The organism is Sphingobium sp. SA916, from assembly GCF_002894065.1.
Taxonomy (GTDB): domain Bacteria; phylum Pseudomonadota; class Alphaproteobacteria; order Sphingomonadales; family Sphingomonadaceae; genus Sphingobium; species Sphingobium fuliginis.
This window is the reverse complement of sequence record NZ_LXYF01000026.1, coordinates 1-14,912: the sequence shown is the minus strand read 5'-3', so window position 1 is coordinate 14,912 and position 14,912 is coordinate 1. Positions and strand designations below refer to the sequence as shown.

Genomic DNA, 14,912 nt, shown 5'->3' with positions numbered 1-14,912 from the left:
CATATTCTGCTCCTCAGGCGACCGACACGGTGATGCCGACATCGATATTGCCCTTGACCGCATTGGAATAGGGGCAGACGGCATGCGCCTTGGCAACCACGTCTTCCGCCGTCGCCTGATCGAGCCCGGTGATCGTCACGTCGAGCGCGACGGTGAGCGCGAACCCGCCTTCCCCGTTCGGCTGCATGCCGACCTCCGCCACGACGACGATGTCGCCATCCCTCACCTTGTCAGAGGCCGAGCGGGTCACATGGATGACCGCATTCTCAAAGCACGCCGCATAACCGGCTGCGAAAAGCTGCTCGGGATTGGTCGCGTCCCCCTTGCCGCCCATCGGCTTCGGTAACGCCAAAGCCAGGTCAAGCAGGCCGTCATCGCTCTTTGCCGTTCCTGCGCGTCCGCCGACGGCGGTCACCCTGGTGCTGTAGAGCACACTCATCTCCGAACCTCCATTTATCAATTGCGATAAAATCGATAGTTCACAATTCTATTGTGTCAAATGATTCGCTCGAACCATCCCCAGCGTCGTGGTTCGGTGGCACGCAAAGACGGAGGGGAATCCGACCTCGGAAAAAGCGGTTTGACCGCCGAAATACGAAACTTATAAGTATAGTTCCTGATGGCGCGCGCACATTGTCGAGACGAGAGATGCGCAGTCCAAATTCGGCCGCCAAGGACCGGCAGGACCAGGAGAGGTTGCGCGAAAGGCGCACGGCGCGGTCCACGGTCCGGGGCGCCCGTGACTGCCTTCCGGTTCTCCCTTTTTCGAACCGGCGGCGACTTGGGACTGCGGAGACGAACATGCCCGATTTTCAAGGCAAGGTCGCCATCGTGACAGGCGCGGCCATGGGACTGGGCGAAGCGATCGCCCGCGAGCTGGCGTCGTCGGGTGCGCGACTCGTGCTCGCGGATCGCAATGAGGAAAAGGTGCAAGCCCTTGCGAGCGAGATCGGCAAGCAGCAGGCGAGGACTTTCCGCCTCGATGTGGCGGAGCCCGCCGAGGTCGAAGCACTCGTCGCCTTCACTCTCGACAGCTTCGGCCGGCTTGACCTGGCGGTGAACAATGCCGGCGTGGGATCGGCGACCACGCGGACGGGAGACTACGACCTTGCGGAATGGCGCCGGGTCATCAGCATCGATCTCGACGGCGTCTTTTATGGGATGCGCTACCAGATTCCGGCGATGCAGGCGTCGGGCGGAGGCGCCATCGTCAATATGAGTTCGATCTTCGGGATGGTCGGGGCGCCGGAGTCGATCAGCTATGCCGCGGCAAAACATGCAGTGGTTGGCATGACCCGGACGGCGGCGCTCGAATATGCGAAGGAAGGCATCCGCATCAACGCGGTCGGTCCCGCCTTCATCCACACGCCGATGGTGGACGCATCGACCGGCGGGCACCCCCCGCCGGACATGATCGCCCACCATCCCATGGGGCGCATCGGGCGCCCGGAGGAAGTCGCGGCGCTCGTTGCCTTCCTGCTTTCCAATCGCGCCTCCTTCATGACCGGCGGATATTATCCGGTCGATGGCGGCTATCTCGCGCAATGATGCGCCCTTCCCCCAACATTCAAGGACATTGCTCATGCCAAGAATCGCACTTGTAACTGGCGGCGTCAGTGGAATTGGCGCGGCGACCGCGAAGCTTCTCAAGGAGAAAGGCTACATCGTCGTCGCCAACTATTTCGGCAATGACGAAGAGGCGCAGAGCTTCGTCCGGGAAACAGGCATTCCGGTCTACAATTGGAACGTCGCCGATTTCGCTGACAGCCAGGCAGGCGTCGCGAAGGTGGTCGCCGAGGTCGGGCCGATCGACATCCTCGTCAACAACGCCGGCATCACCCGCGACGGCACGCTCCACAAGATGACCGAAGAGCAGTGGCGCAGCGTCATCGACGTGGACCTGGGCGGCTGCTTCAACATGTGCCGGGCGGTGATCGAAGGGATGCGCGAGCGCCGGTTCGGACGGATCGTCAATGTGAGTTCGGTCAATGGCCTCTCAGGGCAGTTCGGCCAGACCAACTATGCCGCCGCCAAGGCAGGCGTCATCGGCTTCACCAAGGCGCTGGCGCTTGAAGGCGCGGCGCGCAACATCACGGTCAATGCGATTGCGCCGGGCTATACCGATACCGATATGGTCGCGGCGGTCCCGCCAGAGGCGATGAAGGGCATTCTCGCCGCCGTCCCGGTCGGTCGGCTCGGCACGCCGCAGGAGATCGCGCGCGGCGTGCTCTATCTCGTCGAGGATGAAGCCGGCTTCATCACCGGCGCCACTCATTCGATCAACGGCGGTAAATATATGGCCTGACGGCCAGCGTCGCGAACGGAAAGGATTTTCCCATGAGCAGCAATGTCGTTCTCTGCGCACCCGTCCGCACCGCCATCGGGGCCTATGGCGGCACCCTCAAGGATGTGGCGGCACCTGCGCTCGGTGTCATCGCCGCCAAAGCCGCGCTGGCCCGTGCCGGGGTGGGCGGCGACGTGATCGACGCGGTGGTGCTGGGCCAGGTGGTCCAGGCTGGCGCGAAGATGAACCCCACGCGGCAGGCGGCGATCGGCGCGGGCATTCCCGATAATGTGCCGGCCATGACCGTCAACCGGGTCTGCGGCTCCGGCGCCCAGGCCATCGCATCAGCCGCGCAGGAGATCATGCTGGGGCTCGCCCATGCTGTCGTCGCGGGCGGCATGGAGAATATGGATCGCGCGCCCTATCTGATCGAGAAAGGACGGTGGGGCTACCGCATGGGCGACGGCAAGCTGATCGATGCCATGCTCCATGACGGGCTCAATGACGCGTTCGTCGATCAGCACTCCGGCTGGGTCACGGAGGATCTGGTTTCGAAATTCCAGATCTCGCGCGAAGCGCAGGACGCCTGGGCGGCGCGGTCGCAGCAGAATTTCAGCGCAGCCCAGGCCGCCGGCCTGTTCGACGCGGAGATCGCGCCGGTGGAGATAGCGGGCCGCAAGGGGCCGACGATATTCGCCAAGGATGAGCAGAATCGTCCCGACACGACGGTCGAGAGCCTCGCGCACCTGAAGTCCGCCTTCCGACCGGACGGCACGATCACCGCCGGCAACGCTCCGGGCCTCAACAGCGGCGCTTCGGCGATGATCGTCGCCAGCGAGGATTGGGCGGATCGCCACGGCGTGACGCCGCTCGGCCGCCTGGTCGCCTTCGGTGTCGGCGCCGTCGCACCGGGCCTGTTCGGCCTCGGCCCGGTGCCCGCCGTCCGCCAGGCGCTCGACCGGGCCGGCTGGTCCATCGCCGCTGTCGACCGCGTCGAGATCAACGAGGCTTTCGCCGCCATCGCGATTGCGGTCACGCACGAGCTTGGCCTTGCCGAAGACATCGTCAATGTCGAGGGCGGGGCCATCGCCCACGGCCATCCCATCGGCGCGACCGGCGCGGTTCTCACCACGCGCCTTCTGCATGCGATGAAACGCGAGGGGTTGAAGCGCGGCCTCGTCACTTTGTGCATCGGCGGCGGCCAGGGGATCGCCCTCGCTTTGGAAGCGATTGCATGAGGGAGCGCGGACCAGTCCGTGCAGCGGCGATCGACCACGGAGCGCAGACCGTGAGATCGTCGAGCTGAGCATGTTTGACGGAGGAATATCCTCGATCGTAGAACCGATCGACTGCGGGCGCGACAGGATCAACTCCGTTGCCGGGGAAGCCGCCGCGGCGAGCGTCGCTGCGACCCCGGCACTCAGCGTGCGCGACATCGAAAAATCCTTCGGCAAACGCAAGGTACTGGACGGCGTTTCGCTCGATGTCGCCGCCGGCGAGGTGGTCGGCCTGCTCGGCCCGAACGGCGCGGGCAAGACGATCTGCTTCTATGGAATCATGGGGCTGATCCGTCTCGACGGTGGCCGTATCCTGCTTGGCGGAGAGGATGTGACGTCGCTTTCGATGAGCGAGCGCGGCCGGCGAGGCCTTGGCTATCTCCCGCAGGAAGCCTCGATCTTTCGGGGAATGACCGTCGAAGAGAATATCCGTTCGGTCCTCGAACTCCGCCTGGACGATTGCCACGCGATCGCGACGCGCGTGGACGCACTGCTCGTCGAGTTCAACATTGCCCATATCCGCAACACGCCTGCCACGGCCCTTTCCGGTGGCGAGCGGCGGCGCTGCGAGATCGCGCGGGCCATGGCCGCCAATCCGAAGGTCATTCTGCTCGATGAACCCTTTGCCGGGATAGATCCCATGTCGATCGCGGACATCAAGTTGATGGTCCGTGAACTCAGGAGCCGCGAGGTGGGCGTCCTCGTCACCGATCACAATGTCCACGAAATGCTCGAACTCGTCGACCGGGCCTATGTCATCCATGCCGGCAAGCTGTTGTTCGCTGGAGAACCTCAGGCCGTGCTGCACGATCCTGACGTGCGAAAGTTTTATCTGGGAGAGAATTTTGAAAGCTGACGTCAAACATCGATCCTGTGCGCCAACCGGATTCGCGTCTCTCCTTCGTTCACTCGAAAACATTTCCGCCAGTGAGGATCTATCATGAGCACCGAGACTGTGACCTTGCCGCCCGATCCGCTGGACGGGATTGCCGAAACCCTCGACAATGCGGCCGGCGTCGCGATCGCGCAGGTGACGGCCGGCCTGTCTCCCGCGACCTTACTCCAGGCATTTTCCGACTGGGGACTGCATCTCGCCTTCTCGCCGGGCAAGCAGTTGCAACTGGGCGCCAAGGCGGTGCGCAAATATGCGCGGCTGTTCGACTATGCGATGCGAAGCGCGTCCGACAGCGAGGCGGCGCCCGCGATCGAACCGCTGCCACAGGATCGCCGCTTCTCCGATCCGGCCTGGCAGAAGCCGCCGTTCAATATCCTGTCGCAGGCATTCCTGCTCAATCAGCAATGGTGGCATGCCGCGACCACCGGCGTAAGCGGTGTCACGAAGCATCACGAGGACATGCTCGAATTCACCGCTAGGCAGATGCTCGACACCTTCGCCCCCACCAATTTCCTCGCGACCAACCCCCTGCTCCAGCAAAGGATCGGCGAAACCGGCGGCAAGTGCCTGATCGATGGCTTCCGCTATCTGATCGAGGACATGCAGCACCTCGCCCGGGGATTGCCTTCCGTCGGCACCGAGAATTTCCGCGTGGGGGAGACGGTTGGAACGGCTGAAGGCAAAGTCGTCTATCGCAATCGGCTCATCGAACTGATCCAGTATGCGCCGACGACGGACAAGGTGCGCCCGGAGCCGATCCTGATCGTGCCGGCCTGGATCATGAAATATTACATCCTCGACCTGTCGCCGGAAAACTCCCTCGTCAAATGGCTGACCGGACAGGGCTACACAGTCTTCATGATCTCCTGGCATAATCCGGGAACGCAGGATCGCGATCTCGACATGGAGGCCTATCGCCTGATGGGACCGATGGCTGCGCTCGACGCGGTGTCGGCCATCACGGGCGCAGCCCAGGTTCATGCGGTCGGCTACTGCTTGGGGGGCACGTTGCTCTCGATCGCGGCAGCAGCCATGGCGCGCGACGGCGACGATCGCCTCGGCAGCATCACGCTGTTTGCGGCGCAGACCGAGTTCAGCGAACCGGGCGAGCTCGGCCTCTTCATCGATGAAGGGCAGCTCAACCTGCTCGAGAAGATGATGTGGGGCCGGGGGTATCTCGACAGCAGCCAGATGGGCGGCGCTTTCCAGATTCTCAAATCGAATGATCTGGTCTGGTCGCGCATCCTGACCGAATATCTGATGGGCGAGCGCGAACCCATGAACGACCTGATGGCGTGGAACGCCGATGGCACGCGCATGCCCTATGCCATGCACAGCCAGTATCTGCGCCGCCTGTTCCTGGAGGACGAGCTTGCGGAAGGCAAATACAAGGTCGATGGCAGAAGCATCGCGCTCTCGGCGCTCCACGAGCCCCTGTTCGTGGTCGGCACCGAGCGCGACCATGTCGCACCCTGGCATTCGGTCCACAAGATTCACATGCTCACAAACGCGGAAATCACCTTCGTTCTGACGAGCGGCGGCCACAATGCCGGCATCGTGTCGGAGCCGGGCCACAAGGGCCGGCACTATCGGATGCTGACGCGCGAAGCGGACGGCCCGTCCTATGACGCCGACGAATGGCAGATGCACGCCGAGCAGAAGCAGGGCTCGTGGTGGATCGAATGGGGCGCGTGGCTTGACCGCCACTCGGGCGAGCCGGCGGCACCTCCGCCGATGGGCGCCCCTGACAAGGGCTATGCACCGATCGCCGATGCGCCGGGTCACTATGTGCTGGAGCAATGAAGCGTGAGCGAAGAAACGATCATCGAGAACCGCACCTTCGACGAGATCGAGCCGGGCGAGACGGCAAGCCTGACACGAACGCTGACCGAGCGAGACATCCAGCTCTTCGCGCTGGTGTCCGGCGACGTCAATCCAGCCCATCTCGACGCGGACTATGCCGCCACCGACCTTTTCCGCCGGGTGATCGCGCATGGCATGTGGGGCGGCGGTCTCATCTCCGCCGTGCTGGGAACCGAACTGCCCGGGCCCGGCGCCATTTATCTCAGCCAGTCGCTCCGGTTTACGCGCCCGGTGGGGCTCGGCGACACGATCACCGCCTCCGTGACCGTTGTGGAAAAGCGGCCCGAGCATGGCGTTGTGTTGTTCGACTGCCGCTGCGTCAATCAGGCGGGCGAGGACGTCATCACCGGCCAGGCGGAGGTCAAGGCGCCGACGCAGAAGGTGCGCCGGCCGCGCACGGCTCTTCCCGAGGTCCATCTGCGCGATCATGACGGCTATCGCCGGCTGATGGAGCTCACCACGAATGGGGGGGCCGAACCAACGGCGGTCGCGCACCCGTGCAGCTCGGCCGCGCTTCTGGCGGCGATCGAAGCGGCGGAAGCTGGCCTTATCGAGCCTATTCTCGTCGGCCCGGAAGCGAGGATCCGCACGATAGCCGAAGAGGCTGGCAAGGACATATCGGGCTTCAGGCTGGTCGCTGCCGACCACAGCCATGATGCGGCGGCAAAGGCCGTCGCGCTGGTTCGCTCTGGCGAGGCGCGGCTGTTGATGAAAGGCTCGCTCCATACCGATGAGCTGATGGGCGCGGTCGTGCCGTCCGCGACGGGCCTCAGGACCGAGCGCCGGATCAGCCATGCCTATCTGATGGACGTGCCCGATCATCCGACGCCGCTCATCATCACCGATGCCGCCATCAACATCGCACCCACGCTCGATGAAAAGGCGGACATCATCCGCAACGCCATCGACCTCGCCCATGTGATTGGCATCGAGGAGCCCAAGGTCGCGATCCTCGCCGCCGTCGAGACGGTGAACCCCGACATGCAATCCACGCTCGATGCGGCCGCCCTTTGCAAGATGGCCGATCGCGGGCAGATCAGCGGGGGGCTTCTGGACGGTCCGCTCGCGTTCGACAATGCGATCAGCGAAGCTGCGGCGAAAGAGAAAGGCATCGTCTCGCCGGTAGCGGGCAAGGCCGAGATCCTCGTCGTCCCCAACCTCGAAGCGGGCAACATGCTCGCCAAGCAGCTGACCTTCCTGGGCGACGCAGACGCCGCGGGCATCGTGCTCGGCGCGCGCGTGCCGATCATCCTGACCAGCCGCGCCGACAGTTTGCGCACCCGCCTTGCCTCCTGCGCGGTCGCCGTCCTGCTGGCACGCGCGGCAACCAAGGCGGCGCCAGGCGTTGCGAAAGCGGCGCAATCGTGAAGGCGGTCGTCAGCATCAATTCGGGCTCCTCGAGCATCAAATTCTCGCTGTTCGCGATCGGCGACCATGGCGACCATGGCGACTTTCAGCTTGCGGCCGGCGGCAAGATCGAGAAGATCGGTATTGCCCCGGCGCTCAAGGCAAGTTCGGTCGACGGGGAGATTTTGCTGGAGCGCGATTGGCCGGACGGCACCTCGCTTTCCCACGCGGACCTGCTGGAGAATCTCTTCGCCTGGGCAGCCGATCATCCGCTCGCGGGGCGGGAGATCATCGCGATCGGACATCGGGTCGTCCACGGCGGCACGGAATTCGCCGCGCCGGTCCTCGTCGACGCCGCCCTCACCGACAAGCTCGAAGCACTTTGCCCGCTGGCGCCGTTGCACCAGCCCCATAACCTGGCCGCCATTCGCGCAATTGCACAGCTTCAGCCGAACCTGCCGCAGGTCGCCTGCTTCGATACCGCCTTTCATCGCGACAAGCCGGCGCTTGCCTCGCGCTTCGCACTGCCCCGCGCCCTGCACGACCAGGGTATCCGCCGCTATGGCTTCCACGGCCTTTCCTACGAATATATCGCCCGGCGCCTTGCCGAAATCGACCCTGTGCTCGCTTCGGGCCGCGTCATCGCTGCGCATCTCGGCAACGGGGCGAGCCTGTGCGCGATGGAAGCGGGGCATAGCATCGATACGACCATGGGGTTCACGGCACTCGACGGCCTCATGATGGGCACACGCTGCGGCAGCCTAGATCCGGGCGTTGTATTGCACCTTGAAACCCAGATGGGCATGAGTCCCGCCGAGGTCGAAGAGCTTCTCTACAAGAAATCCGGTCTGCTCGGCGTTTCGGGCGTGTCCAGCGACATGCGGACGCTCGCTGCCAGCGGCGTGCCCGCAGCCGAGGAAGCGGTGGCCCTCTTCGCCTGGCGGGTCGGCCGGGAGGCGGGCGCGCTCGCCTCGTCCCTGGGTGGCCTTGACGGCATCGTCTTCACCGCCGGCATCGGCGAGAATGACGCGGATATGCGCAGCCGCATCTGCCGCAGGCTTGCATGGCTGGGTCTCGATCTCGATGAGCTTGCCAATGCGGGCGATGGTCCGCTGATCAGCATGCCTGACAGCCGGGTCAAGGCCTATGTCATTCCGACCGATGAGGAACGCATGATCGCCATGCACACATACAAAGTGGTTCAAGGGAAATCCGCATGAGGCCGCTCGTCGATCTGGAAGGCAAGCGTGGTCTGGTGGTCGGCATCGCCAACGACAGGAGCATTGCCGCAGGTTGCGCCGAAGCCTTTGCCCGCTGCGGTGCGCGTCTCGCCGCGACCTATCTCAATGAGAAGGCGAAAGGCTGGGTCCAGCCCGTAGCCGACCGCCTTGGCGTGGAATGGATCACGCCCTGCGACGTGCGCGAGCCCGGCCAACTGGAAGCGCTGTTCGATGAGGTGAGACGAAAATGGGGCGGTCTCGACTTCCTGCTCCATTCGATCGCCTTTGCGCCGAAGGAGGACCTGCACGGGCGGGTCGTCGACTCCTCCGCGGAGGGTTTTGCTGTCGCGATGGATGTCTCGTGCCATAGCTTCCTGCGAATGGCGAAGCTGGCCGGGCCGTTGATGAGCGCTGGCGGCTGCCTGCTCTGCGTGACCTTCTACGGGTCCGAACGGGTGGTCGAGCACTATAATCTCATGGGGCCGGTCAAGGCTGCCCTTGAAAGCGCCACCCGCTATGTCGCTGCCGAACTTGGCCCCAAGGGAATCCGCGCCCATGCGATCTCGCCTGGTCCGATCGCGACGCGTGCAGCGAGCGGCATCGAACGCTTCGATGAACTGATCGAACGCGCGGCGGCAACCGTGCCTCAGCGGCAGTTGATCGACGTCGAGGATGTCGGCGCTCTTGCCGCCTTCCTGGTCAGCGATGCGGCGAAGCGGATCACCGGGACCGTCATTCCCGTCGACAGCGGCCAGCATCTCCTCGCATGAAGGGGGCGTTCTTCCTCGCGACGGTGGCGAACGCCATGCTCGTTGCCGGATCGCCGGCGCACGCCGCTCCAGCGGTGGATATTCTCGTCCGCGACATTGGCGAACGCGATGGGAGCGGCGCGATCCTCGTCGATCTGCGCCTGCTCAATGACGGAAGCGATCCGCAGACAGTTGTCCTTCCCGATCGGGTAGAAGCGAAGCTGGAACTGCCGGGAGAAAGCCGGACGATCTGGCTCGAACGCGCAAGCGGTATGTCGGGCAACGTGACGATTCCTGCTGGTGGCTTCGAGCAAGCGCGCTATCAATTCAGCGCGCCCAAAGACAAACAGGTCGATGGCGCGACCATCTCGATCCCCGTCTGGAACGCGCACAGGATAGCGATCGCATTGCGTCCGTCAGCCCCGGCACCGCAGCTTGCCGACGCCCGATCACCGCTTCCTGCCGATGGGATGAGCGAAGCGGCACCACCGCCCTCGGACCGCGCGGCCGGCAATGCCTTTCTGGCCAATCTCTCGGCCTATGAACCCATTTATGCCGTCTATGGCCCCGGCACCAACAGCGAGGCACGGATCCAGATCAGCTTCAAATATCAGCTGTTCGGAAGCAGGCGCGCCGAGGGGCTGCCGCGGTCATGGCGGGACGGACTCTATTTTGCCTACACGCAGCGGATGTTCTGGGACCTGGGCGCGTATTCCTCGCCCTTCCGGAATGTCGATTACCAGCCTGAGCTCTTCTATCTGAGCCCTTCGGCAACGCTCTCCAGCGGCGTCTCGCTGAGTGCTCAGGGCGGTATCCGCCACGAATCCAACGGACGCGACGATGCGGCATCGCGCAGCATCAACAGCATCTATGTCGCCCCGATGGCAGCATTTCCCCTGGGCGGCGGCTACAGCCTGTCCATTGCCCCGCGTCTTTCGTTCTTCGTCGGCGACAAGTCGGACAATCCCGATATCCGCCGCTATCGTGGCAACACGGCTCTGTTTATGGAGGTTGGGGAGGAGGACGGACTGCGCCTCTCCACCTCCACCCGGTTCAACTTCTCAAGCGGCAAGGGCGCGGTCAGCGCGGATTTTTCCTATCCGTTGCCACGGCTGCTGGGCGGTGGCCCGGACTTCTACCTCTTCGGGCAGAGCTTCATTGGCTATGGAGAGAATCTGCTCGACTATAACCGCCGCACGACCCGCTTCAGGATAGGCGTCGCCCTGGTGCGATGAACGCAGCGGATTTCACGGTCGAACAGACGGAAGGCGGATCCACCCTTCACGTGATCGGCGACTGGAACGCGCTGGCCATGGGTGACGTCGCCGATCGGGTCGTCCACGACCTGCGCGGCAGGAAAATCGCGCCGCTGGATCTGGCCAGGCTTGGAAAGATCGACACCGCCGGCACATTTGTCCTGCTGCGCATCGTTGAAATCCATAGAGAAAATAGGCGCTGTCCTGAGTCGCCTGTTGTTAACTGTGAGCCTGTCGGCGATGGCGTTGAATATTGCCCGGATTTGTCGGGTATCGCATTCCTGATCGGGAGTAGGTTGCTGGCAGGGGGTGCCAATACTGGTGAATCTGCGATCCGTTCGATCATTTTTGCGGTGGGGGGAGATCATTTGTTGTTACGGAGCGACCGTGCCGACCTGTTCGACCGATCAGGCAAGTCGGTGGGAAGCGAGCATTTTGGCTGTTCGCCAACGGAATTCTGACAATGGCGCACTGATATGAGACTTGCCTTGAGAACGCTTGGTGTTGTGACCGCGCTGATGCTTGCTTCACCAGATCGGGTGCAGGCCGGAGCAACAGTCGCGATTCCTGTTCCAGCCGCCGTCAAGGCGATCGAAGGATGCTGGACGGGCGAAGGCGTCGTGCTGCGCAAGCCGGTGACTATCGATCTTGGCGCGCGATCCATCCTTCTCGGTGCTATGATCGCGATCGATGTGGACAGCCGCGCGACCTCCGATGTGTCCGATCGCTACCAGCGCATCTCCTGTTCGGAGGGGCCGATCCACGCCTGGGTGCTGCCGACCCGCCGATTTCCGCTTTCTGGAGGGACAGCTTCGGCGGAAGCTTCACGGCGAGCGGTCAGGGGGTGGCACGCACCAACGGGTTCGATGTCGATTATCGTTGCCCTGACAGCCGCTACAGTAATCGATGGCGTACTGAGGGCGTGCGGCTCGACTGGACCATCATGTCGGTTGGGGAAGACGGTCAGGAGAAGCCCTTCGCGCACTATCTGCTGTGTAGAATCCCTTGCAGTCGCGCGCATTACCTGAGGTCCGGTTCGTCTCACCGGCGATAATGGACGAGGCTCCGATCTTTGAACGATACAGCATAACGAACGAAATTATAGGTCAATTTACGAAAGGCAGTAGGCGGTTGTGGGGATATTTCACTGGGATGCGTGAGCGCTCGGCAATTTTCGCGGATCGCGCCAGGCATTTTCGTCTTGTCGCTCGCCAGCGCCGCGATGGCCAGAGACGGTGCTGGGCCTCTCATCCTTCCCTTCGACTTCTCGAAGTCAGCGGTAGAGATCGATGTGACCGTGAAAAGCACGCCGCTGCATATGATCCTCGACACCGGTGTCGATCCATCGGTGATCGATCTGGCCGAAACTGAGAGGCTGGGTCTTGAAGTCCAACGCGGCGAAGGTGGCGAAGCGAGCGGCTTCGGTGACGGCAAGGGCGAGAGCGTGTTTCCGACCAAAATCGACGGCCTCGCGATTGCCGGGCACGGCTTTGGCCGCTTCGAGGCATTGGCAACGGACATGCGCGAGATATCGGCCGATCTGGGCCGTAAGCTCGACGGTGTGCTCGGTTACAGTTTCCTCGCCGACAAGATGGTGCTGATCGACTATCCGGCGCAGAAGGCCGCGATTCTGGAGCGCGCTGGGGATGCTGTTTCCTGACACGCTCGTGTCGGACGCGCTGGACGATCCCGCTCAGGACGGTCGACAGCTTCCCGGTCATTCCGGATTTCCGCTTTGGTCCGGCGCACGCGCCGGTCAGCCTCGACACCGGCTCGACCGGAAGTATCGGCCTGTTCCAGAGCGCGCTGGACCTCACTGGCATGCGGGAAGCGCTGCGTGAGACGGGCACCATCACGCGGACCGGCGCACGCGGCGAAGCGAGGTCCGCATCATACCGGTTCGACGCGCCTGTCGGTTTTGGTCCATTCACGCTTCCGGCGGGCACCCCGATGAGTACCTATGCCGATCGCGGCGCGACAGATACGCGCGTCGCCAATGTTGGCAACAAGCTGCTTGCCGCGATGAAGTTGAAACTGTTGCTCGATTATCGACACAGGAAGATGGGTTTCTACGGCAACTGCGATTTGTCCGGCGCCAACAATGGCGCGGAACAGTAGTAGTGTTTTGCGGATGATCGAACCGCTTCATTAGCCCGCGAAACACCATTCAGTTTCACACGATCCCGATGGACAGTTGGCACATGTGATGGTATAAACGCTGCGTCGAAAGCAAGTTTCGATGTTAAATCAATACCTTGCCGCGATTATTGAGTGACCGTAGGGGTCACCAATATCCTAAAAAGCACAAAGCCCGTGCTGGCTGCTTTACTCCCGCTAATACAGCGAAGCGAAGAAGCGCTGTCATGTCCTGCCGTGGAAGCACCAGAAGCCGGCACTTACCATTGGCATCGATAGCTTCCAAAGCTCCGCTGAGCCTTTGAGGAGGGAGCTCTCATCCAGCAAACTCTCAGATCAAAGATCCTTCGAAGTTTGCGGCTTTTCGATGTTGGACAACAGCAGACGGTCCCAACGGCAATTTGGCGTGCATTTGGCGGAAGTCAGCAGATAAGACCTACGCGCACGCTGTAATATGGGACCAGCGATCCAGCTTTTATCGATTGCCATCAAAATTTTGCAATCGTTTGTTATAGTAAGAATGCGAATGATGCCTGAGGCAGGCGAGGGCCAATCAGTCCGGCAATGAATGGGATACAAAGCGGAAATCCCTTCTTGCTCGCCGGAAACCTCATTGAAGGCGCCTGCACCGGATCAAAAATCGGCTTTCGTTGACAACGCAATGGCGATATGCAATCGTTTGTAGTGAACATATTCCAACCCGTCAGGACACCGATCGCTCATACTGCAATCCAATAGCTTCCGAGCTTTCACCTCCCATCCTTTCACCCCCTAAGGAGTTGTAATGCAACCGAACAATGAGAATCACGCCGTAGGAGAGGACTCAGCGCTGCACACTCGGCACAACATCGCCTTGTATCACCGCGACCATATGCGGTTCAACGCGACGCTGCTGCTCGAGATCGCGGCCGACATCAGCCGTGAGGCGAACAGGCTGAAGGTCTTCGGGGACTATTGGCAGCGGGAGCCGGAGCCGCTCGCAACTGCTCCCTTCGACACCTCCCACCCGCGCAGCACCGCATGCGGTTGCGGCGATCTGAGCCCCCTGAGCGCCGTCGCCGGCGCGGGCATCCTCTTCATGGAAGGGCTGGGCGAGCCGGAAGAGATCCGGGTGCTGAAGGAAAAACTGAGGTACCGGGGCGAGCAATTCGTCGATAAGGGGCAGTGGCTCGTCGACATCATGGCAGTGATCTGGAAGCAGGATCTGGAACTGCTGGATCCCGCCACCGTCGCTGCATGGCCCTGGATCTCCGTGATCTCCAACACCTGGCGCGGCGCGAAGCAGAGATTGACGGCAGGCAAGCTGCTCCTGACGGCACGCGACTATCTGGAGAAGGTCGACTTCGCGCCGGCTGCGCTCCGCAAGAATCGCGCGGCTTCAGGAAAGCTGCTCCTGTCTGCGGCATGGGCGATGGACGCGGCCGCCACTCTCTTCTGCGAGAACACTTCCAGCCTCACCTATGACGATCCGGAGATGATCAGATATCTGACCTTCTTCGAGAACGCCACGTCCCGCTGATCCCCGCATTTACGGAGTACCCAATGTCAACGACAATCGACCTGAGGATGTATTCAAGGCAGCTTCTACAGGCTACGCAGCAGCTCGACACCCTGATCGACCAGGTGGCGGCCACTGACCTGACCACCGACGAGATCAATGCGGTCGCAACCCATTCGCAGGCTCTTGTGGATGCGTTGAGCGCCACGCGTTCGGGCTTGCAGTCTGCCGGCAAGGACGGACTGGAAGCCGGTCTGGATCCCGCCTGTCCGCCGTCAGCGCCAATGGCACAGATTGAGGTTGTGATTTAAGGAGGATTTGGGCTTCGTCGTAGTGACGAAGGAACGAAGATGAAGCCCAAATCCTCCTTGAAAAAATCGGCGCCGA

The 14,912-nt window shown here is 62.5% G+C and carries 16 protein-coding genes; 15 read left to right on the top strand and 1 reads right to left on the bottom strand.

Going from position 1 to position 14,912, the window contains the following annotated elements; all coding sequences use genetic code 11:
* Positions 1-13 precede the first annotated feature (13 nt).
* Positions 14-439, bottom strand: a complete 426-nt coding sequence (locus A8G00_RS06055; protein ID WP_103000280.1) for an organic hydroperoxide resistance protein — start codon at positions 437-439, stop codon at positions 14-16.
* A 362-nt stretch (positions 440-801) separates the two neighbouring features.
* Between A8G00_RS06055 and A8G00_RS06050 the strand changes: the two genes are divergently transcribed.
* The 15 genes from A8G00_RS06050 (at position 802) to A8G00_RS05985 (ending at position 14,836) form a co-directional block, all read left to right on the top strand.
* Positions 802-1,548 (top strand): SDR family NAD(P)-dependent oxidoreductase, encoded by a 747-nt coding sequence (locus tag A8G00_RS06050; protein WP_103000321.1) that lies wholly within the window; start codon positions 802-804, stop codon positions 1,546-1,548.
* Positions 1,549-1,582: 34 nt separating this feature from the next.
* Positions 1,583-2,305 (top strand): acetoacetyl-CoA reductase, encoded by a 723-nt coding sequence (gene phbB / locus A8G00_RS06045; protein ID WP_103000279.1) that lies wholly within the window; start codon positions 1,583-1,585, stop codon positions 2,303-2,305.
* 32 nt (positions 2,306-2,337) lie between these two features.
* Positions 2,338-3,522, top strand: coding sequence for an acetyl-CoA C-acyltransferase (locus tag A8G00_RS06040; protein ID WP_103000278.1), 1,185 nt, complete (start codon positions 2,338-2,340; stop codon positions 3,520-3,522).
* A 70-nt stretch (positions 3,523-3,592) separates the two neighbouring features.
* On the top strand, positions 3,593-4,417 hold the full coding sequence (lptB, locus tag A8G00_RS06035) for an LPS export ABC transporter ATP-binding protein (protein ID WP_103000277.1): 825 nt from the start codon (positions 3,593-3,595) through the stop codon (positions 4,415-4,417).
* 84 nt (positions 4,418-4,501) lie between these two features.
* Positions 4,502-6,259 (top strand): alpha/beta hydrolase, encoded by a 1,758-nt coding sequence (locus tag A8G00_RS06030; RefSeq protein WP_172451798.1) that lies wholly within the window; start codon positions 4,502-4,504, stop codon positions 6,257-6,259.
* A gap of 3 nt (positions 6,260-6,262) precedes the next feature.
* The gene (locus A8G00_RS06025) at positions 6,263-7,687 is read left to right on the top strand and encodes a bifunctional enoyl-CoA hydratase/phosphate acetyltransferase (protein ID WP_103000276.1); all 1,425 of its coding nucleotides are present in this window, start codon (positions 6,263-6,265) and stop codon (positions 7,685-7,687) included.
* Complete coding sequence (locus tag A8G00_RS06020) at positions 7,684-8,886, top strand: acetate/propionate family kinase (protein WP_103000275.1); 1,203 nt, start codon at positions 7,684-7,686, stop codon at positions 8,884-8,886. The genes A8G00_RS06025 and A8G00_RS06020 overlap by 4 nt, the downstream gene beginning before the upstream one ends.
* Positions 8,883-9,656 carry an enoyl-ACP reductase FabI gene (fabI, locus tag A8G00_RS06015; protein ID WP_103000274.1) on the top strand — a complete coding sequence of 258 codons (774 nt, stop codon included), beginning with the start codon at positions 8,883-8,885 and terminating at the stop codon, positions 9,654-9,656. Before A8G00_RS06020 ends, fabI begins: the two co-directional genes overlap by 4 nt.
* Positions 9,653-10,870, top strand: a complete 1,218-nt coding sequence (locus tag A8G00_RS06010) for a phospholipase A (RefSeq protein WP_253257924.1) — start codon at positions 9,653-9,655, stop codon at positions 10,868-10,870. The genes fabI and A8G00_RS06010 overlap by 4 nt, the downstream gene beginning before the upstream one ends.
* Positions 10,867-11,352, top strand: a complete 486-nt coding sequence (locus tag A8G00_RS06005) for a hypothetical protein (protein ID WP_103000273.1) — start codon at positions 10,867-10,869, stop codon at positions 11,350-11,352. Before A8G00_RS06010 ends, A8G00_RS06005 begins: the two co-directional genes overlap by 4 nt.
* A 15-nt stretch (positions 11,353-11,367) precedes the next feature.
* Positions 11,368-11,919, top strand: coding sequence for a hypothetical protein (locus A8G00_RS24725; protein WP_146032571.1), 552 nt, complete (start codon positions 11,368-11,370; stop codon positions 11,917-11,919).
* Between the two features lie 173 nt (positions 11,920-12,092).
* A complete protein-coding gene (locus A8G00_RS06000; protein WP_146032570.1) occupies positions 12,093-12,551 on the top strand; it encodes an aspartyl protease family protein in 459 nt (152 codons plus the stop codon).
* A 161-nt stretch (positions 12,552-12,712) separates the two neighbouring features.
* A complete protein-coding gene (locus tag A8G00_RS05995) occupies positions 12,713-13,009 on the top strand; it encodes a hypothetical protein (protein WP_103000271.1) in 297 nt (98 codons plus the stop codon).
* A gap of 802 nt (positions 13,010-13,811) precedes the next feature.
* The gene (locus A8G00_RS05990) at positions 13,812-14,546 is read left to right on the top strand and encodes a hypothetical protein (RefSeq protein ID WP_130030048.1); all 735 of its coding nucleotides are present in this window, start codon (positions 13,812-13,814) and stop codon (positions 14,544-14,546) included.
* Between the two features lie 23 nt (positions 14,547-14,569).
* Positions 14,570-14,836 carry a hypothetical protein gene (locus tag A8G00_RS05985; protein ID WP_103000270.1) on the top strand — a complete coding sequence of 89 codons (267 nt, stop codon included), beginning with the start codon at positions 14,570-14,572 and terminating at the stop codon, positions 14,834-14,836.
* Positions 14,837-14,912: the final 76 nt, after the last annotated feature.

Coding starts and splice junctions, on each gene's coding strand:
- A8G00_RS05990 (WP_130030048.1), top strand. CDS start 13,812: ATGCAACCGAACAATGAGAATCACGCCGTAGGAGAGGACTCAGCGCTG.
- A8G00_RS05985 (WP_103000270.1), top strand. CDS start 14,570: ATGTCAACGACAATCGACCTGAGGATGTATTCAAGGCAGCTTCTACAG.
- A8G00_RS06050 (WP_103000321.1), top strand. CDS start 802: ATGCCCGATTTTCAAGGCAAGGTCGCCATCGTGACAGGCGCGGCCATG.
- lptB (WP_103000277.1), top strand. CDS start 3,593: ATGTTTGACGGAGGAATATCCTCGATCGTAGAACCGATCGACTGCGGG.
- A8G00_RS24725 (WP_146032571.1), top strand. CDS start 11,368: ATGAGACTTGCCTTGAGAACGCTTGGTGTTGTGACCGCGCTGATGCTT.
- A8G00_RS06040 (WP_103000278.1), top strand. CDS start 2,338: ATGAGCAGCAATGTCGTTCTCTGCGCACCCGTCCGCACCGCCATCGGG.
- A8G00_RS06005 (WP_103000273.1), top strand. CDS start 10,867: ATGAACGCAGCGGATTTCACGGTCGAACAGACGGAAGGCGGATCCACC.
- fabI (WP_103000274.1), top strand. CDS start 8,883: ATGAGGCCGCTCGTCGATCTGGAAGGCAAGCGTGGTCTGGTGGTCGGC.
- phbB (WP_103000279.1), top strand. CDS start 1,583: ATGCCAAGAATCGCACTTGTAACTGGCGGCGTCAGTGGAATTGGCGCG.
- A8G00_RS06055 (WP_103000280.1), bottom strand. CDS start 439: ATGAGTGTGCTCTACAGCACCAGGGTGACCGCCGTCGGCGGACGCGCA.
- A8G00_RS06030 (WP_172451798.1), top strand. CDS start 4,502: ATGAGCACCGAGACTGTGACCTTGCCGCCCGATCCGCTGGACGGGATT.
- A8G00_RS06010 (WP_253257924.1), top strand. CDS start 9,653: ATGAAGGGGGCGTTCTTCCTCGCGACGGTGGCGAACGCCATGCTCGTT.
- A8G00_RS05995 (WP_103000271.1), top strand. CDS start 12,713: ATGCGGGAAGCGCTGCGTGAGACGGGCACCATCACGCGGACCGGCGCA.